Origin of the sequence: Rhizobium glycinendophyticum, from assembly GCF_006443685.1 — a bacterium.
Lineage (GTDB): Bacteria > Pseudomonadota > Alphaproteobacteria > Rhizobiales > Rhizobiaceae > Allorhizobium > Allorhizobium glycinendophyticum.
Genome location: NZ_VFYP01000007.1, coordinates 100,110 through 126,432, shown reverse-complemented (window position 1 = coordinate 126,432; position 26,323 = coordinate 100,110). Strand labels below are relative to the sequence as shown.

The 26,323-nt window shown below is 58.6% G+C and carries 22 protein-coding genes; 7 read left to right on the top strand and 15 right to left on the bottom strand.

The window, feature by feature from the left end; translation table 11 throughout:
* The 6 genes from FJQ55_RS22380 to FJQ55_RS22355 all read right to left on the bottom strand — a co-directional run.
* Nucleotides 1–323: sugar phosphate nucleotidyltransferase (locus FJQ55_RS22380; protein ID WP_246085245.1), on the bottom strand; the 323-nt coding region annotated here is incomplete at its 3' end.
* Between the two features lie 576 nt (nucleotides 324–899).
* Nucleotides 900–2,390: an aldehyde dehydrogenase family protein gene (locus tag FJQ55_RS22375; RefSeq protein ID WP_140832226.1), complete on the bottom strand. Its 1,491-nt coding sequence runs from the start codon at nucleotides 2,388–2,390 to the stop codon at nucleotides 900–902.
* Nucleotides 2,391–2,434: 44 nt separating this feature from the next.
* Nucleotides 2,435–2,653 (bottom strand): hypothetical protein, encoded by a 219-nt coding sequence (locus tag FJQ55_RS22370; protein ID WP_140832224.1) that lies wholly within the window; start codon nucleotides 2,651–2,653, stop codon nucleotides 2,435–2,437.
* On the bottom strand, nucleotides 2,637–3,296 hold the full coding sequence (locus tag FJQ55_RS22365; protein WP_140832221.1) for a FecR domain-containing protein: 660 nt from the start codon (nucleotides 3,294–3,296) through the stop codon (nucleotides 2,637–2,639). The genes FJQ55_RS22370 and FJQ55_RS22365 overlap by 17 nt, the downstream gene beginning before the upstream one ends.
* 418 nt (nucleotides 3,297–3,714) lie before the next feature.
* A complete protein-coding gene (locus FJQ55_RS22360) occupies nucleotides 3,715–5,163 on the bottom strand; it encodes a glycosyl hydrolase 108 family protein (RefSeq protein WP_161597025.1) in 1,449 nt (482 codons plus the stop codon).
* A gap of 10 nt (nucleotides 5,164–5,173) precedes the next feature.
* The gene (locus FJQ55_RS22355) at nucleotides 5,174–6,664 is read right to left on the bottom strand and encodes a hypothetical protein (protein WP_140832216.1); all 1,491 of its coding nucleotides are present in this window, start codon (nucleotides 6,662–6,664) and stop codon (nucleotides 5,174–5,176) included.
* 746 nt (nucleotides 6,665–7,410) lie between these two features.
* Between FJQ55_RS22355 and FJQ55_RS22350 the strand changes: the two genes are divergently transcribed.
* On the top strand, nucleotides 7,411–9,108 hold the full coding sequence (locus FJQ55_RS22350; RefSeq protein WP_140832213.1) for a methyl-accepting chemotaxis protein: 1,698 nt from the start codon (nucleotides 7,411–7,413) through the stop codon (nucleotides 9,106–9,108).
* Between the two features lie 186 nt (nucleotides 9,109–9,294).
* Here FJQ55_RS22350 and FJQ55_RS22345 read toward each other — a convergent pair whose 3' ends face one another.
* Nucleotides 9,295–9,549, bottom strand: coding sequence for a hypothetical protein (locus FJQ55_RS22345; protein WP_140832210.1), 255 nt, complete (start codon nucleotides 9,547–9,549; stop codon nucleotides 9,295–9,297).
* Nucleotides 9,550–10,009: 460 nt separating this feature from the next.
* Here FJQ55_RS22345 and FJQ55_RS22340 point away from each other — a divergent pair, with 460 nt between their 5' ends.
* The 6 genes from FJQ55_RS22340 (at nucleotide 10,010) to FJQ55_RS22315 (ending at nucleotide 16,750) form a co-directional block, all read left to right on the top strand.
* On the top strand, nucleotides 10,010–10,651 hold the full coding sequence (locus FJQ55_RS22340) for a helix-turn-helix transcriptional regulator (protein ID WP_140832209.1): 642 nt from the start codon (nucleotides 10,010–10,012) through the stop codon (nucleotides 10,649–10,651).
* 763 nt (nucleotides 10,652–11,414) lie between these two features.
* A complete protein-coding gene (gene repA / locus FJQ55_RS22335; protein ID WP_140832207.1) occupies nucleotides 11,415–12,671 on the top strand; it encodes a plasmid partitioning protein RepA in 1,257 nt (418 codons plus the stop codon).
* A complete protein-coding gene (repB, locus tag FJQ55_RS22330) occupies nucleotides 12,668–13,777 on the top strand; it encodes a plasmid partitioning protein RepB (RefSeq protein ID WP_140832206.1) in 1,110 nt (369 codons plus the stop codon). Before repA ends, repB begins: the two co-directional genes overlap by 4 nt.
* Before the next feature lie 297 nt (nucleotides 13,778–14,074).
* The gene (gene repC / locus FJQ55_RS22325) at nucleotides 14,075–15,316 is read left to right on the top strand and encodes a plasmid replication protein RepC (protein WP_140832204.1); all 1,242 of its coding nucleotides are present in this window, start codon (nucleotides 14,075–14,077) and stop codon (nucleotides 15,314–15,316) included.
* Nucleotides 15,317–15,420: 104 nt separating this feature from the next.
* Entirely contained in the window at nucleotides 15,421–15,933 is a 513-nt protein-coding gene (locus tag FJQ55_RS22320; protein WP_246085249.1) for a regulatory protein RecX, read from the top strand.
* 106 nt (nucleotides 15,934–16,039) lie between these two features.
* Complete coding sequence (locus tag FJQ55_RS22315) at nucleotides 16,040–16,750, top strand: SH3 domain-containing protein (RefSeq protein ID WP_140832202.1); 711 nt, start codon at nucleotides 16,040–16,042, stop codon at nucleotides 16,748–16,750.
* 66 nt (nucleotides 16,751–16,816) lie between these two features.
* Here FJQ55_RS22315 and FJQ55_RS22310 read toward each other — a convergent pair whose 3' ends face one another.
* From FJQ55_RS22310 to kdgD, 8 genes are all read right to left on the bottom strand, one after another.
* Nucleotides 16,817–19,096 carry an FdhF/YdeP family oxidoreductase gene (locus FJQ55_RS22310; RefSeq protein ID WP_140832199.1) on the bottom strand — a complete coding sequence of 760 codons (2,280 nt, stop codon included), beginning with the start codon at nucleotides 19,094–19,096 and terminating at the stop codon, nucleotides 16,817–16,819.
* 91 nt (nucleotides 19,097–19,187) lie between these two features.
* On the bottom strand, nucleotides 19,188–20,240 hold the full coding sequence (locus FJQ55_RS22305; protein WP_140832197.1) for an ornithine cyclodeaminase: 1,053 nt from the start codon (nucleotides 20,238–20,240) through the stop codon (nucleotides 19,188–19,190).
* Nucleotides 20,241–20,442: 202 nt separating this feature from the next.
* Nucleotides 20,443–21,723: a TRAP transporter large permease gene (locus FJQ55_RS22300; RefSeq protein ID WP_140832194.1), complete on the bottom strand. Its 1,281-nt coding sequence runs from the start codon at nucleotides 21,721–21,723 to the stop codon at nucleotides 20,443–20,445.
* Entirely contained in the window at nucleotides 21,723–22,244 is a 522-nt protein-coding gene (locus FJQ55_RS22295) for a TRAP transporter small permease (protein WP_140832192.1), read from the bottom strand. Before FJQ55_RS22295 ends, FJQ55_RS22300 begins: the two co-directional genes overlap by 1 nt.
* Before the next feature lie 74 nt (nucleotides 22,245–22,318).
* Nucleotides 22,319–23,293, bottom strand: coding sequence for a TRAP transporter substrate-binding protein (locus tag FJQ55_RS22290; RefSeq protein ID WP_140832190.1), 975 nt, complete (start codon nucleotides 23,291–23,293; stop codon nucleotides 22,319–22,321).
* A gap of 63 nt (nucleotides 23,294–23,356) precedes the next feature.
* The gene (locus tag FJQ55_RS22285; protein ID WP_140832187.1) at nucleotides 23,357–24,235 is read right to left on the bottom strand and encodes an amidohydrolase family protein; all 879 of its coding nucleotides are present in this window, start codon (nucleotides 24,233–24,235) and stop codon (nucleotides 23,357–23,359) included.
* Nucleotides 24,232–25,371: a mandelate racemase/muconate lactonizing enzyme family protein gene (locus tag FJQ55_RS22280; protein ID WP_140832185.1), complete on the bottom strand. Its 1,140-nt coding sequence runs from the start codon at nucleotides 25,369–25,371 to the stop codon at nucleotides 24,232–24,234. The genes FJQ55_RS22285 and FJQ55_RS22280 overlap by 4 nt, the downstream gene beginning before the upstream one ends.
* Nucleotides 25,368–26,282, bottom strand: coding sequence for a 5-dehydro-4-deoxyglucarate dehydratase (gene kdgD / locus FJQ55_RS22275; protein ID WP_140832183.1), 915 nt, complete (start codon nucleotides 26,280–26,282; stop codon nucleotides 25,368–25,370). The genes FJQ55_RS22280 and kdgD overlap by 4 nt, the downstream gene beginning before the upstream one ends.
* Nucleotides 26,283–26,323 lie beyond the last annotated feature (41 nt).

The window sequence follows — 26,323 nt, the reverse complement described above, 5'->3', positions numbered from 1 at the left end:
TGACGCGTGAAGCTGGTTTGCCCGGCGGTCGGCTGCAGATCGCTCAAGAGTGACAGTTCGGCGTTCTTGTTGCGGGCTTTCAGCGTCTGCTCGAGTTCGAACTGGATATCAAAATAGTCCTCGATGACGGCTTTTCCGCGTCCAGTCACGAAGACGAAATGCTCGATGCCCGCTTCGATCGCCTCGTCGACCACATATTGGATGACCGGCTTGTCGACGACGGTCAGCATTTCCTTCGGCACCGCTTTTGTGGCGGGCAGGAAACGTGTGCCGAGGCCGGCAACGGGAAGAACGGCTTTGCGGAGCTTATTCGTCTGAACCACGCTGGTCTCTCCAAATATACAGGTACTACTCAAAACCCCGTTAGCTTTATCGGCAAGTTTTGTAAAATCCGATACGCGATAATAGTTAAAGTCACTGGACCCGCATCAGTAGATCGTGGGCCAGTCTGCTCCTTATGGGCCAAGTCGTCCCGCCTGCATTCGAGAGAATTTGACCTATTCTCGGTCGGGCCCGGCGACATTTTGACCCCAGAAATGGTCTCAACAAAAACTTGGCGCATCCTGTTCGCAAAGTCATACCAGTCGAATGTTATCGCCGGTTAAAGTTTGATTAGGTCATGTGTTGTTACCTGAAGCGGGACTTGGAAAACTTGGAGGGTCTCTCATGAGGTTATCGAACAGCTTTTTTGCACGGCTCGAACGTGAGTGGCGCATCATCGAGCCGGAACGCCAGCCTTATCAGCGGGAGGACCCTGAACACGTGGCCGGCACAGTTTCGCGTCGGCCGAGGATGGGGCGCTTTGATGACGCAGTTGGGGATGATCGCTGATCGCCAATCCTTGCGGCATTACGAACACTCACCCGGCCTGGGGGCGTTGATTTTGACCTTGGATCGACCTAGGGCCGATCATCCGGCTTCAGATACCAGCCCCAGGCGTCCTCACTGTCAAATGAGGTGATCTGCTTGACCTCCAGGTAGTTGTTGAGCCCCCAGATCCCAAGCTCTCTGCCAATGCCTGACTGCTTGTAGCCGCCCCAGGGGGCTTCTGTGAATGTGGGCTGGGAGCAGTTGATCCAGACAATGCCAGCGCGAAATGCACGCGCGACGCGTTCGCAGCGCTTCCTATCTTTCGACATGACTGCGGCCGCCAGGCCAAAGCGGCTGTCATTGGCCATGCGGATGGCATCGTCCTCGTTCTTGAAGGGCTTGATGCAGACGACGGGCGCAAAGATCTCCTCGCGCCAGATGAAACTGTCCTCCGCCATGTCTGTCAGGATCGTCGGCTCCAGAAAAAAGCCGGTTTCCATGCCAACCGGTCGCTTACCCCCATAGGCGATGGTCGCACCCTCGCTTCGAGCGCGCTCGATCATGGCGAGCACCTTGTCATACTGACCCTTTGAGACGAGAGGCCCGAGCAGGGTGCCGTCGACAAGACCGTTGCCGATGCGGATTTTTGCGGTCTCTCCGACGAGGCGTTCGAGAAGGGCAGGGTAAAAACTTTCCTCGACCAGAACGCGGGAGGTCGCCGAGCAGACCTGACCCTGGTTCCAGAAGATGCCGAACATAATCCACTCGACAGCTTTTTCGATATCGCTGTCTGCAAAGACGACGAAGGGCGACTTGCCGCCAAGCTCCAGACTGACATTCTTGATGTCGCGGGCGGCCGCCGCCATGATCCGTGAGCCCGTTGGGACCGAACCGGTAAAGGCGAGCTTGTCGATTTGAGGATGTTCCGAGAGCGGCTTTCCTGCGTCAGGCCCCATGCCGGTCACGACGTTGAGCACGCCAGCCGGCAAACCGACTTCTTCCGCAATGCCTGCGAGTTCAAGGGCCGTAAGTGGCGTGAGCTCTGACGGTTTCAAGACCATGGTGCAGCCGGCGGCAAGCGCCGGCGCCACTTTCCAGCTCGCCATCAGCAGCGGGTAGTTCCAAGGAATGATGGCGCCGGCGACACCGATCGGTTCGCGCACCACCTTGCTGGAAAAGCGGGCATCACTGAGCGGAACGGTCTCCTCCGGCTTTGCGTCCATTTCTTCCGCAAGCCCCGCATAATAGGCAAAGCAGCCGGCGGCATCTTCCATGTCCCAGACGGCTTCGGGCAGCGGCTTGCCGTTGTCGAGGACTTCGAGGCGACCGAGTTCCTGTTTCCGGGCGAGAATGATCTGGGAGATTGCGCGCAGATAGCTCGCCCGTTCACGCCCGCTCATGCGCGGCCAGGGGCCGGTGTCAAACGCGTGGCGGGCGGCTTTGACCGCCTTTTCGATGTCTTCAGTCGTCCCCGCAGGTGCCTGATGTATGACGAGTTCGGTTGCCGGGTCGACCACATCGAAAGTGCCGCCCCGAACCGGTGCCTGCCACTGTCCGTCAATGAAGAGGTTCTGTTTCATCGGTCCCCCGCTTTTTTGCCTCTGGGCGAATTTGCCCCGTGTGTTCACCCGGCCACTTTGAGTATGGCTTCCGCCGCGCGTTTCGCGCCGGCAAATGCTTGCATTTTTTTCGCGTTCTCTATCAGCCGGCTCTTCATGACTGTGTCTTCGAGCAGATCAGCGATCACCCTTTCCAGTTCTTCGTCTGACCAGTCGTAACGGTTGAGCTTCTTGCCGACTCCGGTCTCTTCTGCGCGCCGTGCATTGTCATGGCGGCGTGGCACCTGGTGGGATCGATGGGGCGCCGACCATTGCGTCGACAGCTGGAACCAGCGCTTTCGATGGCGAGACATGGGTGATTGTCGGTTTATTGAAGGCGCCGTCGACCTTCATTCCGGATGCTCCAACGCGTGCGCCTTGGCCGGCACCAAGATTGCTGCGCTCGCCGCTGCTGAAACTCGTGACCTGCACGAGCCCTCTGTCGACACTGACGGCTGAATCTGACGTCCCGACCGTCACCTTGAACTGCGTACCCTTCACTACCGCCGCCAAAAAGGGTGTCTGTACAGTCGTATGAGGACGTGCCCGCCTCTCGATCTCGAGGTTCAGTTCGCCGATCTGCTGAATAATCTCGGTCTTTCGGGCGTGATCATCCCCTTGAGTGTGGATCGCAGCAAGCGTATTTGGCTGGTAGATGATGCGCTCCACGCCACGCTTCAGTTCAAGTCTTCCCCGGGGCCCCGTTGAAATCCAGGCCTTGTCGGGCACTGCCATGCCAGTACGAAGCGGGATCCAGTTCTCGTTGTCGGTGGTGTAGGCTACTTGTCTGGTCGCCTTGGCCGCCACCCACGAATAGTCTGTTGCAGAGAGCTGATTGGCGAAGGTCGTCATAACGAGACAGAGGATCGTCAAAATCATAAAGCGCATGCTGCAGTCTCCCTTTCGGGCTATTTCAGCATTCGATCCTTAAGATTCTGCTGGAAAAGCGATGCTGCTTTTCGCAAAGGGATCCCTCTGTCTCCTCTGGGTGGGATCCTCTGCAAGAGCGGCTCACTCCGATCAAGCGGCCGCGTCAGTATCAGCCTTGGGCAAGCGCGGGCGATCTCCAGTTGCAACCATCGTGTGAAGTGGCACGCTGAAGAGCGTTAGCCTTGCGCCCACATCACTCTTCAAGCCTGTTCGTTTCTCGCGATCAGCTTCGATCTTCTTGACACCTTCCTGAAACTTGGCTGGGAGCAGCCGGTCCTGGCTCTCACCTCAAGTAGCCGTCACTGCCACGAGGATTTGTCTCGTGGTTTGACCTTCGGACCGGCTTGCGCCATGGTAACGGGAGTGGGCTAAACCCTCAAAGCCTTGCGGCCTGGACATGCATCCAGTCGAAATCGCGGGCGCGCCCAAGGCTCAGCCAGCCCTCTTCCTCCCAGAACTCCCAGAATTTTGTGGCATCGGGCTTGGCAAGGCGAGCGTGAAGGTGGCTCCACTTCAGTTGATTGCGTGCCGGATCAAAATCGATCGCGATCGCCCATGAGTGCATGGACCATGAAGAGCCGCCCTTCATTTTTCTGCAATTATAGCAGCCGCCGAAAAGATCCACGCCGATCTCGCGAACCCCCGCCTCGCCGTAATGTTTCCAGATCTTGTCAAAGACGCGGGCCGCACTGTCATGCACTTTTTCATGGATCATAAAGCCGGCAATCTCCTTCTTCAGGTCCCAGGCAATGCGCATCTTGTATGGAAGCTCAAGGCGCTTCATCGAGGGCTGGCATGGGGAGCCGAAGAAGTTGGGAACCTCCGATTGGCGTGGCCAGACGGTGTTGACGGCAGGCGCAGGTGGCGCCTTTGCGGCGGCGTCATTGATCTCATCGCGCCACGTTTCCAGAGGATGCCCAGCCTTCAAAAGATTGAAGGCCTCGAATGCCGCACGTGTCTGTTGTCCGTAAAGTCCGTCGACACGACCCGTATCAATGCCGAGGTCCTTACACAGCAACTGGCCAAGCGCGGTCTTGCGGCGTGCGACAGACCAAGACTGCCAGCCGGTGGACACTTCTTCGGATCGCTTGGAAAGCCATGCATTCATGCCGGCGACCGACTTCTCGCCAAACATTCCGTCAATTCCCGCACCGTAGAGACCAGCTGTCTGCAAAGCGCGCTGGAGATCTTCGTCGCTGATTGTCGATTGCATCAGGCTGGTAACTGGCGTTTCTTCGAGGGGCTTGGACGCGCCGGGTTCTGCGTTTCCCAATAGACCGCCATCAAAGGTCCAGGTGACTGCGTAGGGCTTCAAAGCAGCTGCCATCACCGCGTTCAGCCTGTTGCGCCATCCCTTGATAAAATGCGCAGCATCTTCATGGCCAAGATAGCGTTTCTTGCGAGCTTCAGCGAGTGCGACGGCAAGTTCGACCGCCGTCTTGTCATTGTGTGCGCGGGCTGCAATGGCTGCGAGATCGGTCTCCGAAAGCGTATCCGACAATGAGAGCTCTGCCGCGGTCTCCAGCATTCGAAGCATGCCTGCCACGCCGTGGTTGACCGCGCCGTCCATAACGACGAAATCCACCGGCATAGGGAGGCGGTCCCCGCAGATCCTGCCCCAGTATCGCTTGCGATATATCTCTACGGCTTCGGATTTCGTCATTGCCTTGACCTCAGCGGGCGTCACGCTGGCCGATCCGCGCCAGGCTGCGAGATCCTTATGGGTGATCCCGAAGTTTGTGGGGCCACCATTGTCAAACGGATTGTCGACGTAGCCGCCCTCACATTCGAGCACAGTCATCATGATTTCTGCAAAGCGATCCATGCGTGCCTCCTTAGGGATTGATCTTGAGTAGAGTGATGCCGGGTTCCCCATTGCTGTCGGCCAAACCCGCGCCGTCGAGTTTGAGCAGGGTATCGCTCACAGACGTCACCAAGCCCACCTTGTTGTCGTTTGTACCGCCGCTAATGCGTAAAGTGTCACCCACACGGAAGAGCCCAAGGCCGCCCGTTTCAAGCCGGATCGTGTCCGGCTGGAGAAAGCATATCGCGGAGGACGCCAAGGTGGCTGGCGCGATACCGCCACGTGCCAGGAAGCGGGCATGGCGCTGGCCAATCCGCTCGCCGACCTGCATGTAAATCTGGCGCAGCCGGTGTACGTGCGGGTCGTCAAGCCGCATTTCAATATTGGCTTTGACGAAGGCCTCGTCATATGGCGCGCGCGATGAATTGGTCGTGTTCGACGAGCCGGTGGGCTGTAGATCTGCAAACATCGCTGCGCCGATGATCTCGAGCATATTGGTGTTGTTGCAAAGCGGATAGGAAGCGGCACGTTCTAGATCGAACAGGGTCCTGACACCGACCTTCCAAAGCTCCGTCACCGCTTTGGGGCCGACGGATGCGCACAGCTGAGCCTGCGCGACCCAGTCCATGATCTGGTAAACGCCGTAGGGTGTTTCTACGAACAGCATGAGAGGGTTTGCAGCCGCGAGGTTCTGTGTGGATGAAATGTGAAAGTCCGCCAGCCGATCGCGTATCTCGGTTTCGATGCCGTCGATCAACTCGATCGGGGTAGCCTCCAAGACCTTGTAGATCTCCTGATTCTCCCGCTTGAAGTTCTTCAGCCGGCTTTGTGTCATCAGCCAGCGCAGCGTCACCTGCGGTAGATAGCCGGCGGCGAAGCAGAAAAGGATGACGAGGTTGTCGGTGTCCGTCGTTTCTGGAGGAACGATGTCGGGCAGAACCTTGAACACCAAGACAATCAAGACGGCGATGGAGGTGCCCATGGCGATCGTGATCGCACAATCCACGAAAGTCGCCGGTGTGAGATCGAAATTGTTGATCGCCTTGTAAAGGTTCCTGATCTCGAGAATATAGCTGCCAAAAAAAGCGCTTATTGCCCCGTAGGCCCAAAGTGGGATTACCTTGCCCCCGGCTTGAAGATCAGGCTTGCACGGGTTCGACAGTTCCAGATGACAAAGCTGGGATGGCAGATGACCGGTCATGAGGACTGTAAAGGCAAACCAGCAGAGTAGGCCAGTGATCATCACAAATGGGATCATTGCCAGTGCCCACGCCGAGCTTTTGAAATCCTGCGGCTGTCTGTTCGGCTCTTCGTTCAACGACGGAAGGAAGTATTTGAACTTTACGAATTCGAACGACGGAATGAGCCGCTGGCCACTGCCGCCTTCCTGTGCCTGGAAGACCGCTGCAAGGTCGCGGATGATCTCCTGGCGATGATGTTTTACGGTCTCGCGGATGAGGACCAGCGTTCCGGGAAGAATGACTGCGAACAGAAAAGTGGCAATGATCAGAATATATGTCATCGGCGAGCCCCACAGCCGAACACGTCAAGAAACAAGCTGAGATTTCGTGAATACCGGGCACACGCATGCAATCGCAGCACGTATCGTGGCGCCGAGATACACAGAAAAATTCCATCTTGAGATTGCACTTTTACTAAATCAAAAATTGAGTAAAGAGTCCATAGGCCTTACGACTGGCGTCTATAATGGGTCAATCGATCTGAGAGGTAATGTAGATTCGGCCCTGAAATATAAGGCTTCAGAAAGTCTCGTCTGATACTTTTGATGTCTCGGACGCAAGCTTAGCTTACACCCATAGGCAGAGAAAGGCGCCGAGCAGCGCCGTAACGGGTCGCTGTTTAGCGGTAAACCTAAGGTCGCAGATCATAGTTGACTGGGCCTGTGCCATGGGTCGTCAACGGGTATGCGCAGAGGATTTCGTCGAAAAGCGAAATGCATGCGATTGCTTCTCCTCGAGCAGCTCGTTGCTCCTGGGAGCTCCGTGTCGAGGGACAGGCTTTACGCCGCATGCGCAGCGTCCTGCCTTGCGGCTAGCTAGAGATCGACGGGTGAGAGACCTCTTTTGTCGGAACCGCGTTCGGCGAAAAGATCAGTCGTCTGGGCAAGCGCTCGCTAAGTATCACCCAACAGCTTGTGAACGCGCGAGTGCGGCAGTCGGCCGCAGTAGCCATCGCTACATTAGAATGGGCGGCTAAAGAACGTTAAGTTTTGAGGAGTAACACTCACCTGACCTAGTTGGGAGGATCATGATGATGTTCCGCCTTCCTTTCATCGACAACCAAGAAATCTCGTTCTTCAACGCCATCTCGCAATCCCATGCGATTATCTGGTTCGATACCAACGGCGTCGTCAAAGGGGCCAATCAGAACTTCTGCCAGGCACTCGGATACAGCCTCAGCGATATTGTCGGGCAGCACCATCGGATCTTCATCGAGAAGCGGGAGGTCGAAAGTCCAGAGTACCAGAAGTTCTGGCGGGACCTTGCTTCTGGAAAGGCGCAACACGGGCAATTTCGACGGGTATCGAAGACAGGGTCGGATGTCTGGATCGAGGCTTCGTATGATCCGGTTATCCGCGGGGGCCGAGTGGTTGGTGTGGTCAAGATTGCCGCTGACATCACCAAGTCGAAGATCGCGGCTCTGCATAACGAGAATATCCTCAAGACGCTTGAACGATCGGTGGCGGTTATCGAGTTCGCTCTCGACGGCACGATTGTTACCGCCAATTCCAGCTTTCTCGGCGCAACCGGCTACACGCTTGAGGAAATCATCGGCCAGAAGCATCGGATCTTTTGTGACCCAGCCTACGCTGACAGCAAGGACTACGGCGAGTTCTGGCAGCGATTGAACGGTGGCGAGACCATCGCGGATACCTTCAGACGCTTTGGCAAAGGCAAGCGCGAGATCTGGCTGCAGGCGACTTACAATCCCGTTTACAGTTCGAAGGGCGAGATTTACCGGATTGTCAAATTTGCGACGGATGTGACCAAACGTATGGCATCGGTCGGCATATTGGGAAATGCGATCCGCGAGCTTGCTGCGGGTAATCTCACCTCGCAGGTTACTTCACCGATTGACCCCTCCATGGAGACAACCCGGCTTGACCTCAACGCCGCTGTTGCAACCCTCGCCGGTCTGATCGGCGACATCTCAGGAACAGCGGGAGAGATTGCGCAGACAGCAAGTGAACTGCGCGAAAGTGCAGGCGGGATTGCAAAGCGTACAGAACAGCAAGCGGCAGCGCTTGAGCAGACGTCGGCTGCGTTGGAGGAGATTACCCAGACAGTCAGCGACTCCAGTATGCGCGCAGCGGAAGCTGGTAACCTCGTAAGGGAGACCCGATCAAGTGCTGAACACTCCGGGCGCGTGGTCAAGGATGCCGTGACGGCCATGGGAGAGATCGAAGCCTCTTCCAAGGAAATCTCGTCAATCATCAGCGTCATCGACGAAATCGCATTCCAGACCAATCTTCTGGCACTCAACGCTGGCGTGGAGGCCGCGCGTGCAGGAGAGGCGGGCAAGGGCTTTGCGGTTGTCGCTCAAGAAGTCCGAGAACTTGCCCAGCGCTCCGCAACGGCTGCCAAAGAGATCAAGCAACTCATCTCGAAATCTGCGGCGCAAGTGCAGTCTGGCGTCGACCTGGTGCGCCAGACTGGATCCGCGCTCGATGTTATTGTCAGCAGGGTACAGGAGATCGACCGGAACGTACTGGCCATTGTCGAGGCTGCACGCGAACAATCGGTCGGTGTCAAGGAGATCGGTCAGGCTGTTCATCAGCTCGATCAGGGAACGCAGCAGAATGCGGCGAGCGTCGAAGAGCAGAACGCGGCGAGCGAGCAACTGGCCGAGCGCGCCCAGATGCTTGCAAGACTGCTGAGCCGCTTCAGTACGGGACAGGTCTCCGCCCGAGACTCCAACATGACGCGGTGGCGAAAGTCGGCCTGAGCTGCGCTGTTAAATGTCCTGGGGAGTGGCGGTATAGGCTGTTTCGGCTCCGGCCATCCAAGACATACCTTCCTGGCTTCGCCGTCATTCCGCTCACAAACGTCATTTGGATGTAAACGTGATATAGTGAGCAAAGTTCGAGCAGCGACTGCGTTACCTCTAGAAGACTACAATTGGCAGGGGAGGTCAAAAGTCATCCACGGTTGACCCGATGCCATTCAAGCTGATCGAAATAGCCTGTAGCCTTTGCTCATCCTCGATGACAATCTCCCCACCCGGATAGCCGCCGCTGCCAAGACAAAATAGGGCTGCAGCAAGCGTGACGGCGCGACAGGCCCCAGCGAGATCACGTTCAGTGATTTCTTCTTCTCCAAGCACGCGCTGAAATCCGTCTAGGACCTTGATGTAAAATCTAGGCATAGGTTCCTTCTGGCTTGTCATCAGGCCCGCTTATGGAATGCAATCAGTGGTAGTCCATTGAATGACTAGGTTTGCGAAGACGTTTGTCTGCGTCCGGCATACTTGCTTCTTAAGCGGGGATATTCCTTCACAAATAATCAGAAAAATACGTTTAATTGGTTTCTAAGATTAAATTGGCTGCGAACTTCTAGTTAGTGGATTATGTGTCAAATGAAGTTGACACTGTGTCCGCCTCCACGGTTCGAAGGCCGAAGCAGGTTCTTTTTGTGTGTCAGCCCACACTTTTCAGAACCATTGGCACAAAATTGCGGGGCTCCTCGAGAAGGAGGACTGAGGGGACAGACCGCCGCCGCACTGTTTTCCAAGGATTTTACCCCAACGGAAAACCCTGTCCCCTCAGTGCCCCTCATAGTGACAGCTTTCTTCCCCTTCGCAATCTACAAGTTCTGAGGGTCAGGCCCTCCAGTCAGGAGTGCAGCCGATGCCTGGAAGAGAGGAGTTGAAGAGACAATCTGGTCCACTCGAGGATCTGTACTTAAAGCTCGCGGCCGCGGCACGGGCTTGCGAAGCGAGCAGTTTCGCCGTCTACCAGATCTCTGCTTTAAGTGGAAAGGTCGACGCTGGTGATGTCCTTTACTGTGCGGCAATCAGAGACGGTCAACGACCGCAAAGACCTGGTGCCGATGACACGGTCATCTTGCGGTCCCAATGGTTCAGATTGCACAGTGGGAGGTCCCATACGTTTGAAGGACCCACGTTCCATGTCAACAAGGAACTCGTTCAGCTTCACTACGTGGTCGATGCGCCATCAACCCCACCAATGCTCCTGATCGCCGCGCTGCCAATCGATACCCGTCAGGCGGCGGATTGCTCGATGGAATTTGATGCCATCCTCGGGTTGATCAGTCCTTTAGCAGAGGTCCATACAGTCATGTTAAGTCCGCGAGAACTTGAGGTGGCGCGATGGATTTCTGAGGGAAAGACCTCGCAGGAAGCCGGAGTGATCCTCGGCCTGTCCGAGCACACGATCAATGAATACATTCGCTCCGGAATGCGAAAGATGGGCGCCACAAACAGGCTAAGCTTTGTGGCAAAGACCATTCGTCGCGGGCTCGTCGCGTGAGTAGCAGAAAATCGATGGCGGGGCCTTAAGCTCACGCGGTACTCAGCAGACGGCCCCGCATTTTGTGAGGTCGCTCCTTCCCTTGAGTTTTCCCTAAGGACCCAATCTGCTTTGCGTGGTCTGGTATTCGACCGGGTCAGCGGCCGAAGAATGTTAGCCAGGTTGCGAGTTCGGATCCGTGTCGCCAGGGGGCCAATTGCCCGGCAGACGATAGCCGGTTTTCCCATTTACCATCGCGCGCAAGGAAAGCGCATCGAGTGTTGCGAGGTCATGGCAGCCCAGCCATTTTTGCCAGTGCACGACCTGCGCGGTCTTAGGAACTGGAGGCCGCACCTCGGAGGATGCCAAGCATTCCTCACACCCGTTAGGCTCATAGTTTTATTTCTTTGTCCGGATTCGTTGAACGTATTTGACCGCCTTTGCCGGACAGCTCTGACCGGCTGCGATCGGGCGGAGGGTGACAATTCTGTCCGTCTTCTCACGCGCCTCACATACCCTCCAGCTCCTCGTACTTCATACAGTCTTTGTATTTTCTTAACCAAAAAGCCGTTGACGCGACTCACTTGGTGCTTAAGATTTCTACGGATAGGCGCGCCGAATGACCGATGTGCCGTAACTGAGATTGCTTTCTGTTAGCTGGTCGTATTTGCGTATTTCCAACACGACAAGAATCGCAGATGTCTGGGAAAGTCTTATCACCCTACCGCCCTGCGCCATGACGGCGGCATCGCGGCATTGAGGTGGTATCAAACAGGAGAGAGCGATGGGTCAGCCATCGATCAATGCTATTGTGGAAGAGACCATGTCATTGCGCCCCGCCGACGAGACCATCGCGGAAGATGCCCAGGCGCTCTCGGCCCAGTTGCAGGCCATGCGCGACCGGCTCTTTGCGCCGACCTCGCAAAAAACCTTGCGCAGCTTCACCTCCGGCGAGGCAGCTCGGCTGATCGGGGTTTCCGATGGCTATCTGCGCCAGCTGTCGCTGGCCGGCGAAGGCCCCCAGCCGGTCGTGGGCAGCGGTGGCCGACGCTTCTATTCTCTGAAGGACATCAATGCCCTTCGCCACTATCTGGCAGATCAGGCGCGAGCCAAGGGCAATGAAGCCAAGGCACGTTCCTACTTGAAGTGGCGCGATCCCGCACGCGGCGAACATCTGCAGGTCATTTCCGTCACCAATTTCAAAGGCGGATCCGGGAAGACCACCTCCTCGGTTCATTTGGCACAGCACCTGGCGCTATCTGGCCATCGCGTCCTGGCCGTCGACCTCGACCCGCAGGCGTCACTGTCGGCCATGTTCGGCTATCAGCCGGAGCTTGACCTGGTTGGCAACGACACAATTTTTGGCGCGATCCGCTATGATGGCGAAGCGCGGCCGCTGAGCGAGATCATCAGGCCCACCTATTTTGACGGGCTTGATCTCGTGCCTGGCAATCTCGAGCTGCAGGAATTCGAGCATGTAACGCCGCGGGCCCTGGCGGATCGCCGTCCGGGCGACACCCAGGCCCTATTCTTTACCCGGGTGCAGGCAGCACTGGCGAGCGTTGCCGACAATTATGACGTGGTGGTTATCGATTGCCCGCCGCAGCTCGGCTACCTGACGCTGTCGGCGCTCTGTGCCTCGACGTCAGTCGTGGTCACGGTCCATCCGCAGATGCTGGACGTCGCGTCAATGAGCCAGTTCCTCTTCATGACGTCGGATTTGCTTTCGGTCGTCCGCGAGGCCGGTGGCCAGCTCAATTTCGACTTCCTGCGTTATCTCGTCACCCGCTTCGAGCCGCATGACGGACCCCAGACCCAGATCGTCGGCTTTTTGCGTTCGTTGTTCGGGGAGCGGGTCCTGACGGCACCCATGCTCAAGTCGACGGCAGTATCGGATGCGGGCCTGACCAAGCAGACGCTTTACGAGGTGGGTCGCGAGAACTTCTCGCGCGGCACCTATGACCGCGCCATGGAAGCGCTTGATGCCGTCAACAGCGAAATCGAGGCACTGGTTCACACGGCATGGGGACGCACCACATGACCGGGCGCGACCGAAAAAATTCGATCAAGGCGCTGTTCGGCGACGCCATTGCGCCGACGCCGGCTTCGCCTCCCGCGCCTGCATCGCAGGTTCCCGACGTCAAGTCCGCGGACGTTCAGCCGCTCCCGCTAAAGCCTTCCACGCCTGCTGCATCCGCACCCTCGGATGGAGCCGCATCTCCCCTTCGTGCTGCCTCAGGCGCCGTCAAGGCCATGGGCCTGTCTCTCAACACGATCGCCCGGGAAGCGGAAGAAGCGCGGCATCTTCGCCAGGCGCTTGAAGAAGGCGAAAGGGTCCTGTCTCTTCCGACGAGCCGCATCGAGGCTTCCTTTGTCTCGGATCGTCTGACGGCCGGCGAAGTGGACGATCCGCAATTTGCCGAGCTTGTCGAGAGCATGCGTGAAAGCGGGCAACAAGTACCGATCCTTGTTCGCCCGCACCCGAGCGAAGACGGCCGTTTCCAGGTTGCTTACGGCCACCGGCGCCTGCGCGCAGCGACGGCCCTCGGTATTGAAGTCAAGGCTCTCGTTCGCAACCTGACCGATGATCAGCTCGTTCTGGCTCAGGGCAAGGAAAATGCAGAGCGGCGTAATCTCTCCTTTATCGAGCGCGCTGTTTTTGCCCGGACACTCGTTACCCGCGGCTTTGATCGCCGGCTGATCGGCGATGCGCTTGCGGTACAAAAGTCGGAATTGTCGAGGCTCCTTCAGGTTGCAGACGGGATACCTGAAGCTGTCATCCGCGCAATCGGTCCGGCACCCAAGGCCGGTCGTGAACGATGGATGAAGTTGGTCGAGCTTTTCGGCACAAAGAGCGCTGTCGATCTCTCATCTGACGAGATCGGTCGGGCGACGTTTCGGGCAGCGGATACCGACAGGCGTTTCGAGCTCTTGTTGGCCCGCCTTGCCCGGCCCACGGAGACATCGGCTGCAAAGGTGCAGCCGTCGGAGCTCCTGGCGCCCGGTGGCCGTGCCTTTGCGGGTTACAAGCGTCAGGGGCGTGTTGTGCGGATCGAATTTTCAAAGGATGTCGACGAGGCTTTCCTCGATGCTCTTTCAGAGCATGTGAGAGAAGCCTATGCGGCGCATCTGAAGGCTAACAAATAGGGGCGGCGGCGCCATGGCGCGTGCCGTTCCGGTGACAGTTCGAACTGATTCGGGCGATTGAAGTCCGGCTGTTCGGGAAGACATACGCGAACCCAGGAAAGGAAGCGCGGAGACAAGAAAAAAGGCCCCCAAAACGTGACCGTTTCGGAAGCCCTCTCGTATGTAGCAATCTGAGAGAATCACTTCCAGCAGACAAAGTCAAGAGTCGGCGGCATCATTGTCGTATCCGAGCCTGTCTTGCTGTGCCTGACGCATCGTCCAAAGGGCCTGACTTGCCTCTTCGAAGAGGACCGGATCATGATGGACAGACTTGCGACGACGCCTTTCGGCGGCGGCAGGATGTCTGCGCGGCTTTTTGCCCGCCAGGCTTCCGTCTCCGAGAGGCAGGGAAAACTGCGCGCTGGCGAAGGCGGTAACGACACAGGCGGCGGCGACAAATGGCAGCTGTTGCGGGCGCTGACGGAAGCGCGGGCGCAGTTCGGACTGAGTGACCGGGCGATCGGCCTCCTGGAGGCGCTCGTCAGTTTTACCACTGAACGCATTCTTGATGGATCGAAACCGATCATCGTCTTTCCGTCCAACCGGGAATTATCCATCCGTGCCCGTGGCATGGCGCCCGCGACCATTCGCCGGCACCTGGCAGCTCTTATCGACGCCGGACTGATCTTCCGCCGCGACAGTGCCAACGGCAAGCGATACTGCGTGCGTGACGACCACGGACTGGTCGATGAGGCATTCGGCTTTGATCTTGCGCCGCTTGCTCTGAAAGCTGCCGAGATCCACGCTTGCGCCGAAGCGGTGCGCAGCGAGGCAAAGGCGCTGCGAATGCTCAAGACCGAGGTGACGCTGCATCTGCGTGACATCTCGAAGATCATCACGGCAGCGATCGAGGAAGCGCGTGCGGGAGACTGGGACAGGCTGGTCGCGGAGTTTCAGCAAATGTCTTTCGGCAGCCTGCCGCGCCGCCCTGATGCAACCATGTTGTCGGGCCTGCGCACGCGCCTGGTAGCTTTCAGGGCTGAGGTGGAAAATGCATATCTATCAAGCCTCTCCGAAGAAGAAATGAGCGGCAATGACGTTCAAAACGAGCGCCATATTCAGAATTCAAACACAGACCTATCATTTGAATTAAACGGCAAAAGAGAATTAGAAGGGGCGGAGCCGGGGAGCGGCGGCGGCGAGACCAAGGTGGCGGCGGAGACGTCGCCGGAAAGACGGGTTGCAGTCAGCCTTGACCGGATGCGAAAGGTCTGCCCGCAGATCGGCGATTACGCGCAAGGCGGACTGAAGAACTGGCAGGACCTGATACGGGCGGCAGATCTGGTCCGGTCAATGCTCGGTGTATCTCCAGATGCCTGGGCAAAAGCCCGAAAAGCTATGGGCGAACAGGCGGCGGCGGTCGTGATTGCAGTCATGCTGGAAAGAGTTGACGAAATCCGCTCGCCCGGTGGGTATCTTCGCGATCTGACGCGCAAGGCCGAGCGATCCGCGTTCAGCATCTATCCCATGCTGCAGGCACTCGAGCGACAAAGCGAATGAGCAAGGCAAAGATGGTCAACCGCGACGGCTTCGAGAAACGAGCGACGGCAGAACCGGGAGACGATGCCACGGATCTTTCCGAAGCATCGTCTCCCACGGCAAGAATGCTCGCCTGGTCGAAGAACTCGGCCGCTTATCGCTTGGCAAGGCGGATGATGAGCGAGCGCGAATTGGCCGATGCCATCACCCGAAAAGCCAAATCGAAGTTCGAAGGTATCACGCAGGCACAATTGGCGGCGCTGGCGGCAAACGCGGTCGCCTTTGGCCGCAGCATGAAAGCGCTCGACGACGAGAATTATGCTCAGCTGCGCTCGGCGTCGGCCGCGCGAAGCGGAAAATCGGTAAGGGCGGTTGCGCGCAAGCTCGCCGAAAAGGGGATCGAGCGCGCCATCATAGAGGAAGCCCTCGCAGAGATGGACGAATTGAGGGCAGCCGTCGTCTATGCGCGAAAGAAGGCGTTTGGCCCCTTTCGGCGCCCCGATGTCGACGCCGACGACAAGAGATGGGGCAAGGAGATCGCCTCCTTTGCCAGGCAAGGGTTCGGTTTCGAGCTTGCCAAACGGGTAATCGAAATGGACCGGGACGAAGCAGAGGAAATGCTTCTTCGGCCGATTTGAGGTCTTCCTCTGTGATCGCGATGACGTTGACGTTTTACTCCCCTCATGGCCAGATTGGAGAGGGTTTGGGGAGGATCATATGCGAAGGGTCTGGATTATTCTCTTTATGGCTGGAATGTCTCTTGCGACAGGCGCTCTGGCCAACAACTTCTACATCGGGAGCTGGACCTATAGCGGGTGCACGCTTCACCTGAAGGGTCCAAATGCGCTCGGTCAGTATGCCGCCGAGACCAATTTTTGCTCCGGCGACTGGGCTTTCGTAAGTGGCTGGCGACCAACGGCCAAGGGCGTCGAGCTTTACACCATTCTCAACAAGTCAGTTGCCACTCTTTCGCTTTCACAAGGAAAGCTCACAGTTCGTCTCGCCGATGGCAGCCGGATTGCTTTCAAGAGAACCACACCCATTCCGCAGGGGAGTGAAGTGCCACTTGCAAGCGGCGGGGCAACTGTTGGAAAGACCGAACCCTTCGTTGTCGGTATTGGCTGCGTCAAGCGGGGTGCGGGCGATGCGTGTGCGTCCAAGCAGGATCTGGGTCTGCCGAAGGGTCTGCCGCGCAATTCGACCAGCTACACCAAGGCGGCCAATGTTACCGTCTTCAGCGGTTTGAACTTCAGGGCAAAGATCGGCTTTGATCAGCCTGTTCACTTTGTCATTCCCGCGGGCACCTGCTTGCCCATATGGGCCTGCTTCGATGATGATGATACCGGCCCTTGGTGTGTGACGCGTCTCAACGGCAAGCAGGGCTATATCGCCAAGTTCTCCGAGAGGCAGAACGGGGAGGTCCAGGTCAATTATGGCAATGGCTGCTCTGGATAGATGAGCAGCAGTGGTCGCCAAGTCGCTCCATCCTCGCTGCGCCGCTAAAGCGATGGGCACGCTTCGTCAGCTTTGGCGTTCGATCCGCACAGGCACAGACTTATAAGCCGGGGTCTTCGACTGCCGATCGTGGTGCGAGAGCGGGACCAGCGGATTGAGTTCGGGGTAATAGCCCCCGACACAATCATCCGGAAGATCGAAGGGCAGAACCTCGAGCCCACTCACCCTGCGGTCGATCCCGTCACCGGCATCGCTCACCAGTGTCACCGTCTCGCCGACCGTCAATCCGTGACGCTCGATCTCCCGGGGGCTGATCAGCAAGATATTTCTTTTCCCCTCAATGCCGCGCAGGCGGTCGCTATAGCCATAGATTGTCGTGTTGAACTGGTCATTGCTGCGCATGGTGATCAGGCTCACACGGCCCGGCGCGCTCTCGAAACCCGTGGCAGACAGCATTTTGGGAGTGACGAATTCAGCCTTGCCGCTTTGTGTCTTCCACTGGCGTTCTCGCGCTGCATTGCCCCGGTAGAAACCGCCGGGCGTGAAGATCCGGGCATTGAAGTCACGAAACTGGTCGGGATAGGTGCGTTCGATGAGATTGCGCACCAGGGCTGTATCGCGCGCCCACGCGCCCCACGCCATCTTCGGATTGGCAGGCAAGGTGGCTTGGGCGATCCGGCTGACGATCTCGAGTTCCGATTTGAGCTGCCTGGAGGCCGGCTTGCGCTTGCCGACCGAGCCATGCACGCAGCTGAGGCTATCTTCCATGGACACGACCTGCGGCTTGGCCGTCAGCGTGTCCATTTCGCTTCGGCCAAGACAAGGCAGGAGATAGGCGATCTCGCCGTTTACCAGATGGCTTCGATTAAGCTTGGTTGCGATCTGCACGGTCATTCGCATGCGCGGCCATGCTTCTTCCATGGCCTTCTGTTCGGGAATTGCCCGCAGAAAATTGCCACCGAGGCCGATGAAGGCCCCAACATCGCCTTTGAGGATCGCTTCGCAGGTCTCTACCGTGTTCATCCCCTTGTCCCGTGGTGGCTCGAATTCATAAAGCTCAGCCAGTCGATCAAGGGGAACTAGTTCCGGCTTCTCCGCAATGCCGACCGTCCGCTGTCCTTGGACATTCGAATGTCCCCGCACCGGTGACATGCCCGCTCCCTTGCGGCCGATGTTGCCCTTCATCAGAAGCAGGTTCATATAGGTCGCGATATTCTCGAAGCCGTGGACATGCTGGGTGAGACCCATGCCGTAGATGCCGATGGTGCTGTTCGCCTCGACATAGACGCTGCCTGCCGCCTCGATGGCAGCGCGGCTGAGCCCTGATACTGTCTCGATCTCAGCCCAGTCGAGCCCTCTGACATGTACTTCAAATTCCGCAAAGCCGGTTGTGTGTTCGGCGATGAAGGCGCGATCGACGACGCTTCTCCCGTCAGTCCGCGCCACATCGTCGGCGGCCAGCACATGTTTGCAAAGCCCGAGCAGAACCGCGATGTCGCCACCCGGCTTTACCTGGTGGTATTGGCAAGAGAGAGCGGTCTCGTGGCCGCTCACCATGGCCGTCGGCTCTTGCGGGTTGATCATGCTTTCAAGCCCGCGCTCACGCACAGGGTTGAAGGTCACGATCCGACAGCCGCGCCGGACGGCCGCTTGCAGCACATGCAGAAAGCGGGGACTGTTCGACCCAGTATTCTGGCCGAAGAAGAAGATTGCGTCGCAGTGCTTGAAGTCATCGAGAACGATCGTGCCAACGGGCGAGCCGATCACCTTCTTCAGCGTGACCGACGTCGTCTCATGACACATGTTCGAGCTGTCTGGCAGGTTGTTATGCCCATAGGCCCGGGCAAAGAGCGCCCATAGGTAAGCCGTTTCTAGGCTCGCGCGGCCGGATGTATAAAAGACCGTCTTCTTCGGATCCATTTTGCGAAGCTCCCGGCCTATCTCGCCAAAAGCCTCGTCCCAGGAGCAGGGCACGTAGCGGTCGCTTGCCCTGTGATAGCGCATAGGCTGTGTGAGGCGCCCGAGTTGTTCGAGCTGGTAATCGCTGAAGGATCTGAGCTCCGTCACGCTGTGCCGGGCAAAGACTTCCCTGCCGGCTTTGCGACCGGTGAGCTCCCAAAGCGTCGCCTTGGCGCCGTTTTCGCAGAATTCAACGGGATGATGCTCGGCGGGCTTCGTCCAGGCGCAGGAGACACAGGCAAAACCACCCGGCTTGTTCTGCTCGAGAAGCGTCGCGATCGCGCCGGGCGTTATCCCTTCCTGACCGGCAATGCGGGCGATGCCACGAAGCGAACCCCAGCCACCGGCCGGGCCATCATACTTGATCGTCGTATCGTCCTTCGCCATCACCCGCTCCCTTCGATCTGCGTTGTTTGAAGGGGAACTTGCGGGAGGCGGAATAGTTTCGCCCTGCCGGATGCTGCCTAGGCTTTGAGGATCAGTCTTTCGCCCGCTGCAGCATGCCGAAGAGATCGCGAGGGTCGTCGGGATCGGCGATCAGGTCGACAGGTTGAAAGAAGGGGGTCCCGCGGACCTTCTCTCTGACATAGCGCAGGGCGGAAAAATCCTCGATCGCGAAGCCGACGCTGTCGAAAAGCGTGATCTGTCCTGCATCGCGCCGACCCGGGGCATCGCCTGTGAGGACCTGCCACAGCTCCGTGACGGGGTAGTCGGCCGGCATCTGCTGGATTTCGCCTTCGATGCGGGTCTGCGGCGGAAATTCCACGAAGGTCTCGGCGCGTTTGAGGATGTCGCGATGCAGTTCGGTCTTGCCGGGGCAATCGCCACCGATCGCATTGATGTGCACGCCGGCACCAACCATGTTGTCGGACAAAATGGTGGCGTTCTGCTTGTCGGCGGTGCAGGTGGTGATGATCTGCGCACCCTCGATGGCAGATTGGGCAGTGTCGCAGGCTGCAAGATGAAGCCCCGATTTCGCAAGATTGCGCATTGTCTTGTCGGTGGCCCGGCGGTCGATGTCGAAGAGGCGCAGGTGGGTGATCCCCAGCACTGCCTTCATCGCCAGCGCCTGGAACTCCGCCTGGGCGCCGTTTCCAATCATCGCCATGGTGGTGGCGCCCTTCGGTGCCAGATGACGTGCGGCCATAGCCGAGGTGGCGGCGGTTCTGAGCGCGGTCAGCAGCGTCATCTCGGTGAGAAGAACGGGATAACCCGTTTCGACTTCCGCAAGCAGGCCAAAGGCTGTCACCGTCTGCAGACCCTGCGCCATGTTTTTCGGGTGGCCGTTGACATATTTGAATGAGTAGATCGCGCCATCGGAAGTTGGCATCAGCTCGATCACGCCCTCGCGCGAGTGAGACGCGACCCGCGGCGTCTTGTCGAACAGCGGCCAGCGCCGGAAGTCGGCTTCGATGACATCTGTCAACTCCGTCAGCACCCGCTCGATCCCGATGTGATGCACCAGGTGCATCATGTTTTCGACGCTGACGAAGGGGACGAAGGCTTTTTCCGAAGGGGCAGGGGCTGTCATGCATCACCGGGCGCAAGAGTTCACACATCAGCAATCTAGGAACAATCGGGATTGAACGTAATGGCGAAAATCTGTCGGTTTGATCGGAGCTTTTTACAGAAAGGTTGGCGGTATGTGGCAAACTGTCAGCTGCATGTTCGAAAAGAAACGGGAGCCGAAGCTCCCGCTGAACGCATCTTTTGGAGAGAAAGCAAAGAGTGGATCACCTGAACAGGCCTGGCAGCCAAAGCGATAGCGCGGGCACGTAGGTCACCGCCATCAAGACGGCAAGCATTGCTGTAAAGAAGGGCCAGATCGTGCGCATCGCTTCGCGGATCGTGATTTTACCGACCGCACAGCCGACGAAGAGAACCGTACCCACCGGCGGCGTGATCAGACCTATCCCGGCATTGAGGATCATGATCACTCCGAAATGCACAGGGTCGACACCGAACGCCTTGACGATCGGAAGAAGAACCGGCGTCGAGATGATGACCAGAGGTGCCATGTCCATGAAGGTGCCAAGGACGAGGAGCGTGATGTTAATCAAGAGCAGGACGATGAGCGGATTGTCCGAGACCGAACGCACCACCTGGATCAGTGTCGTCTGGACCTGCAGGAAGGACATCAGCCAGGCGAAGGATGCCGCGGTCCCGATGACAAGAAGCACCAGCGATGTTGTCCGCACCGCCCCCAGTACCGCCTCGATAAAGCCGTGCCAGTCCAGCTCCCGATAGACCAGAAGTGCCACCAGGAAGGCGTAGAGAACGGCAATGCAAGAACTTTCCGTGGCCGTGAAGATGCCGGAGCGCACACCGCCGAAGATGATGGCGATGAGGAGCAGGCCCGGCAGCGCCGACAGAAGAAAGTAACCGAGCTTGGCAAAGCCCGGGAAGGGCTCGGATGGATAACCGCGGCGCCGTGCCACGATATAGGCGGTGACCATCAGTGTAAGCGTCAGGAGAAGGCCCGGTATGACGCCGGCCGTGAAGAGGTCTGCAACGGAGACCGTACCGCCGGCCGAGATCGAATAAAGGATCATGTTGTGCGATGGCGGGATCAAAAGCGCGATGATCGAGGAGCTTACCGTCACGTTGACGGCGTAGCCGCGGTCATAGCCCCGGGCTGCCATCTGCGGGACCATCAGGCCGCCGACGGCAGAGGCATCGGCGACAGCCGAGCCGGAAATGCCGCCGAAAAGCGTGGAGGCTATGATGTTCACCTGGCCAAGCCCACCCCTCAAGTGGCCGACGAGGCCGGCGGCAAAGCGAATGAGACGGGTCGCGATGCCTCCGCGCACCATCAGGTCGCCGGCAAAGATGAAGAACGGGATCGACATCATGGCAAAGACGTTCATGCCCGAATTGATCTGCTGAAAAACCACGATCGGCGGAAGGCCGAGGTAAAGGACCGTCGCTAGGGACGCAAAGCCGAGGCAAAAGGCGATCGGAGTGCCGATCATCATCAGGATGGCAAAGGTGCCGAAGAGGATTGTGTATGCCATCAGACGACCTCGAATAGGCTGGGTTCGCCAACCGCTTGGCTGCCGACCAGCGTGTCGATGAAGCGTTCGAGTGCGAAGATCGCGATCATGATGCCGCCCACGACGAGGGGAAAGAAATCGACCCCGCCCGGCCAGCCGAGGACCGGAATGGTGGCGGTCCAGGTGCCGCGGGCAAGGACAAGGCCGTAATAGCTCATGGCGACACCGAAAACGGTGATCAGGCCAAGGCTGATCAGATCCATCAGTCGCTGGATCGAAGGAGGCATGGCATGTCGAACGAAGTCCAGCCCCAGATGGACGCTTTCGCGAACACCGACGGCGGCCCCCAAAAGAATGAACCAGGACATCAGTTGCAGGGAAAGCGGCTCGGACCAGCTGGGTGAGTTGTTGAGCACGTAGCGGGCGAAAACCTGCCAGCCGATAATCAGCGTCATGGCGACAACGCCCAGGCCTGCGAGATAGAGACAGGCAAGGCTCAGCCTTGCGAGCCCGGGCCGAATGGCCCGCATGAAGCGATACATGGGAATCCTCCGAAACCCGGCGATGAACCATTTGCCGACCGCAGGTCGATCCTGCGGCCGGCATGTCCATAAGGTCACTTGACCGCGCGCACGCGTTCGACCAGTTCCTTCATCTTCGGATCGGTGATGAACTTGTCGTACACAGGCTGCATGGCAGCGGCAAATTCCGTCTTGTCCACCTTGATCACGTTGACGCCAGCGGCCCGGATCTTCTCTTCCGAGGCCTTTTCCCGGGCCTGCCAGAGCTCACGCATCTTGCCGACGGACTCCTTGGCGGCTTCACGCACCACCGTCTGGTCTTCCGGTGACAGCTTGTCCCAAGTCATCTTGGAGATCACGAGGATTTCCGGGGTTAGCGAGTGCTCGGTCAACGTGTAGTTCTTGGCGACTTCGAAGTGGCGCGAAGATTCGTAGGACGGCCAGTTGTTCTCGGCCGCATCGACCACCCCCGTCTCAAGTGAAGAATAGACTTCGCCAAAAGGCATCGGTGTCGGGTTGGCACCGAAGGCCTCCATCATCGCGATCCAGAGATCGGACTGCTGGACACGCACCTTCATGCCCTGGAGATCGGCGAGCTTCTCGATCGGCTTCTTGGTGGAATAGAAGGAGCGGGCACCGCTGTCATAAAAGGCAAGGCCAATCAGACCATGCGGCTCGAAGGCGGCCAGAACCTCGTCGCCGATCTCGCCATCGACCACCTTGTGCATATGCTCGGTGTCGCGAAAGAGGAAAGGCAGGCCAAGCACGACGGTCTCTGGAACGAGATTGTTGAATGGCGCGCTGTTGACCCGGTTCATATCAATGACGCCGAAGCGGGTCTGCTCGATCGTGTCTTTCTCGGCGCCAAGTGCGCCATTGTTCATCACCTCGATCTTGATGCGGCCATTGGTCTTCTGGGAGACCAGCTCGCCCATGAACTTGACGGCATCGACGGTCGGATAGCCGTCTGGATGGATGTCGGCCGAGCGGAGCGTGATTTCCTGAGAATATACGGCGCTGGCGCCGAGCGTGAGCCCCATGGCGAGGCTGAGCATTGCTGCAGTCTTCATTGGTCTTCCTCCTCTTTGATGGTCCGTCGAAACCTCCCGCTTCGACGGGTCGTCTTCTTCGGCCTATGTCGCTTTGAGCGACGTGAGGCCAAAAAGTTCTTGCGGATTGTCGACAAGCACGCGTTTGCGAGCCGCGTCATCGGCCAGCCAGCCGAGAACAGTGTCTGTCAGTTGCGCGTCATCGGGATAATCGCTTTGGGCGCGGGCCAGGTTGTGGGGCCAGTTCGAGCCCCAGACGATCCGTTCAGGCGCATGAACGGCGATGGATTTCGCGACCGCGCCGACATCGGCAAACTCCGGAGCACCGCTTTTTGACGATTCGTAAGCTCCGGCAAACTTGAACCAGCAGCGACCGCCGTCGATCAACCGCCTGACGGCCGAAACCTGCGGGCTATCAGGCGCCACGCCGCAGAAGAATTTGCCGTGATGATCAAGGACCCATCGCGACCGGATCTTCGACAGCTTGGCCTCGTGGTCGAGAATGTTGCTGCCATCAAACTGGACGGCTACCATCCAGCCACGAGATTTCGCGATCGCGTCGATCTCCTCGAGCTTTTCGAGACCGGCGGCGCCACCGGGCAGGTCCATGACCCTCAACCCGACCACGCGCGCGTCCGAGAGAGCATCCAGTTCCGTCTCGGTGGTGCGGGCATCGACGCTGGCGATCCCGTGGGCGATCTCCCCGAAGGCATGAAGGCAGGCAATGAGGTTCGAATTGTCGAACTGGTGCGCATTGCCCTGGGTCACGATCACCCGGTCAATGCCGATCCAATCCATGAACTGACGGTATTGATCGGGTGTCGGGAGATCGCCTGCGGGAAGTTCCGGTCCGCCCTGGACCGACGGGAAGCCCGGCAGATAGGCATGCATCTGGGTATCGATCGTGCCTTCCGGCAGTGTGATCTTCGGCTTTTTGCCGGTAAGCGGGCGAACGAGGGTCATGCTTCCTCCCTCATCTTGAATTCGACAAGCGCGTCGCGGTTGATCTCAATGCCGAGACCCGGGCCGTTTGGTATGGTGACAACGCCGTTTTCGTGTTCGATCGGTGTCTTGATCACCGCCTGACGGAAAGGGTTGTCCGTCCGATCGAATTCCAGGATTGGCTCGACCGGATTGATGCGAACCGGATCTGGAACCATGGCCGCGATGAACTGGAGGGCCGCGGCGATGTGAACAGCCGTTCCCCAGACATGCGGCACGACCCGGATCCCGTGAAGGGCTGCCAGATCGGCAATCCGTTTGGCCTCTGTGAAACCACCGACGCCGGCCAGATCCGGCTGGATGATGTCGACCGCCCGTGTTTCGATCGGCTCTTTCATGCCCCAGCGACTGTGCCAGGTCTCGCCACCGGCAACCGGGATCGGCTGCTTGGCCCGCACTTCGCGATAGGCAGCGAGATGTTCCGGCACGACAGGTTCTTCCAGCCAGTCGATGCCGTAAACGGCGGCGCGCCGTCCAAACTCGATCGCTTCGAGTGGGCCATATCCATGATTGGCATCGGCCATCAGACGCATGTCGGGCCCGGCTGCTTCTCGGGCTGCGCGGATCACCGCAAGGTCTTCCTCAATGCCAAAACCCACTTTGATCTTGGAGGCGTGAAAACCCTCGGCCCGATAAAGCGCGATATCGCGGGCATTGTCTTCGACGCGGTCGACCCCGTCGCGCTTGAAGCTACCGGTCGCATAGGCACGCACGCTTTGGCGAAAGCGGCCGCCGAGAAGGGTGGAGACGGGCACGCCGAAATACTTGCCCTTGATGTCCCAGAGCGCAATGTCGATGCCTGAGAGCGCAGTCAATGTCAGCCCGCGTTGGCCCTGGTCGCGAAGGGCATTGTAGAGAACGGCCCAGATCTTTTCCGTCTCCAGCGGATCCATGCCGATCAGCCAGTTCTTGTAGGCGGCGACCACGGCCGCATTCGGCCGAGCGGGTCCAAGGCATTCGCCCCAGCCGGTCGCTCCGTTGTCGCAGACGATCTCGACCAGCACATGGGCGCGCCGGTCAAAGCGCATCGAGGCGCTCTGGAAGGGCACGTCGAGCGTGTGCTCGAGAAGGTGAGTTCGGACCTCGGCGATCTTCATGGGTTCGAGCGCTTCCACGGTTCGATCAGGCGGGCGAGGATGTCCTCTTCCTCTGGCGTCAGGTCGTCGAGCGGTGGGCGCACCTTGCCGGCGGCAAAACCCTGCAGACGGACGCCTGCCTTGACGGCGGAGACGGCATAACCCTTGCGGCGTGCGCGAATTGCCATGAAGGGGTAGAAGAAATCGCGCAGGATCTCTTCACAGCGCGTCCGCTCGCCAGCACGCAATGCCTTGTAGAACTCGACGGCCAGACCCGGGACGAAGTTGAAGACGGCGGAGGAATAGGTGGTGAAACCGGCACCCAGATAGGCTTCGGCAAAGAGTTCGGCTGTCGGCATGCCGCCGAGATAGGTCAGCCGATCGCCAAGTGTTGCCGTGATCTGGCGGATCAGGCCGATCTCGCCAGTTCCATCCTTGAAGCCGATCAGATTGGGGCACGCATCGCAAAGGCGCTGCAGGGTCTCGACCCCAAGCACCGAATTGTCACGGTTATAGACCATGACGCCGATCCCGACCGACTGACAGACCTGCTTGACGTGGCGATACATGCCCTCTTGTGGCGCATCGATCAGGTAATGCGGGAGGAGCAGAATACCGTCGGCACCCGCCTTTTCGACAGACCGGGCAATCTCGACTGCGACCTCTGTGCCATAACCACAACCCGACACGATGGCTGTCTTGCCCGATGCCTCCTTGGCCGCGGCAACGACGTGCGGCACTTCGGACGGCGTCAGCGAAAAGAACTCTCCCGTACCGCCGGCCGCAAAGAGCACCGGAGCCTCAAAACCCGCCAGCCACTCGACATGGCGCTGATAGCTTGTCGGTTCGAACCGTCCCTCGTCATCGAAATGCGTGACAGGGAAGGAGAGAAGGCCGGCGCCGAGCGCGGCCTTGATGTCTTGCGGCGTCATGTTCGAATGTCCTCTCTTGGCCTCCTCCGGCCAAGTTGTCA

Bases quoted from the DNA above. Each gene is read 5' to 3' on its own strand.
- FJQ55_RS22375 (WP_140832226.1), bottom strand. From the start codon at position 2,390: ATGAAACAGAACCTCTTCATTGACGGACAGTGGCAGGCACCGGTTCGG.
- FJQ55_RS22365 (WP_140832221.1), bottom strand. From the start codon at position 3,296: ATGCGCTTTATGATTTTGACGATCCTCTGTCTCGTTATGACGACCTTC.
- FJQ55_RS22360 (WP_161597025.1), bottom strand. From the start codon at position 5,163: ATGGATCGCTTTGCAGAAATCATGATGACTGTGCTCGAATGTGAGGGC.
- FJQ55_RS22355 (WP_140832216.1), bottom strand. From the start codon at position 6,664: ATGACATATATTCTGATCATTGCCACTTTTCTGTTCGCAGTCATTCTT.
- FJQ55_RS22350 (WP_140832213.1), top strand. From the start codon at position 7,411: ATGATGATGTTCCGCCTTCCTTTCATCGACAACCAAGAAATCTCGTTC.
- FJQ55_RS22345 (WP_140832210.1), bottom strand. From the start codon at position 9,549: ATGACAAGCCAGAAGGAACCTATGCCTAGATTTTACATCAAGGTCCTA.
- FJQ55_RS22340 (WP_140832209.1), top strand. From the start codon at position 10,010: ATGCCTGGAAGAGAGGAGTTGAAGAGACAATCTGGTCCACTCGAGGAT.
- repA (WP_140832207.1), top strand. From the start codon at position 11,415: ATGGGTCAGCCATCGATCAATGCTATTGTGGAAGAGACCATGTCATTG.
- repB (WP_140832206.1), top strand. From the start codon at position 12,668: ATGACCGGGCGCGACCGAAAAAATTCGATCAAGGCGCTGTTCGGCGAC.
- repC (WP_140832204.1), top strand. From the start codon at position 14,075: ATGATGGACAGACTTGCGACGACGCCTTTCGGCGGCGGCAGGATGTCT.
- FJQ55_RS22320 (WP_246085249.1), top strand. From the start codon at position 15,421: ATGCTCGCCTGGTCGAAGAACTCGGCCGCTTATCGCTTGGCAAGGCGG.
- FJQ55_RS22315 (WP_140832202.1), top strand. From the start codon at position 16,040: ATGGCTGGAATGTCTCTTGCGACAGGCGCTCTGGCCAACAACTTCTAC.
- FJQ55_RS22310 (WP_140832199.1), bottom strand. From the start codon at position 19,096: ATGGCGAAGGACGATACGACGATCAAGTATGATGGCCCGGCCGGTGGC.
- FJQ55_RS22305 (WP_140832197.1), bottom strand. From the start codon at position 20,240: ATGACAGCCCCTGCCCCTTCGGAAAAAGCCTTCGTCCCCTTCGTCAGC.
- FJQ55_RS22300 (WP_140832194.1), bottom strand. From the start codon at position 21,723: ATGGCATACACAATCCTCTTCGGCACCTTTGCCATCCTGATGATGATC.
- FJQ55_RS22295 (WP_140832192.1), bottom strand. From the start codon at position 22,244: ATGTATCGCTTCATGCGGGCCATTCGGCCCGGGCTCGCAAGGCTGAGC.
- FJQ55_RS22290 (WP_140832190.1), bottom strand. From the start codon at position 23,293: ATGAAGACTGCAGCAATGCTCAGCCTCGCCATGGGGCTCACGCTCGGC.
- FJQ55_RS22285 (WP_140832187.1), bottom strand. From the start codon at position 24,235: ATGACCCTCGTTCGCCCGCTTACCGGCAAAAAGCCGAAGATCACACTG.
- FJQ55_RS22280 (WP_140832185.1), bottom strand. From the start codon at position 25,371: ATGAAGATCGCCGAGGTCCGAACTCACCTTCTCGAGCACACGCTCGAC.
- kdgD (WP_140832183.1), bottom strand. From the start codon at position 26,282: ATGACGCCGCAAGACATCAAGGCCGCGCTCGGCGCCGGCCTTCTCTCC.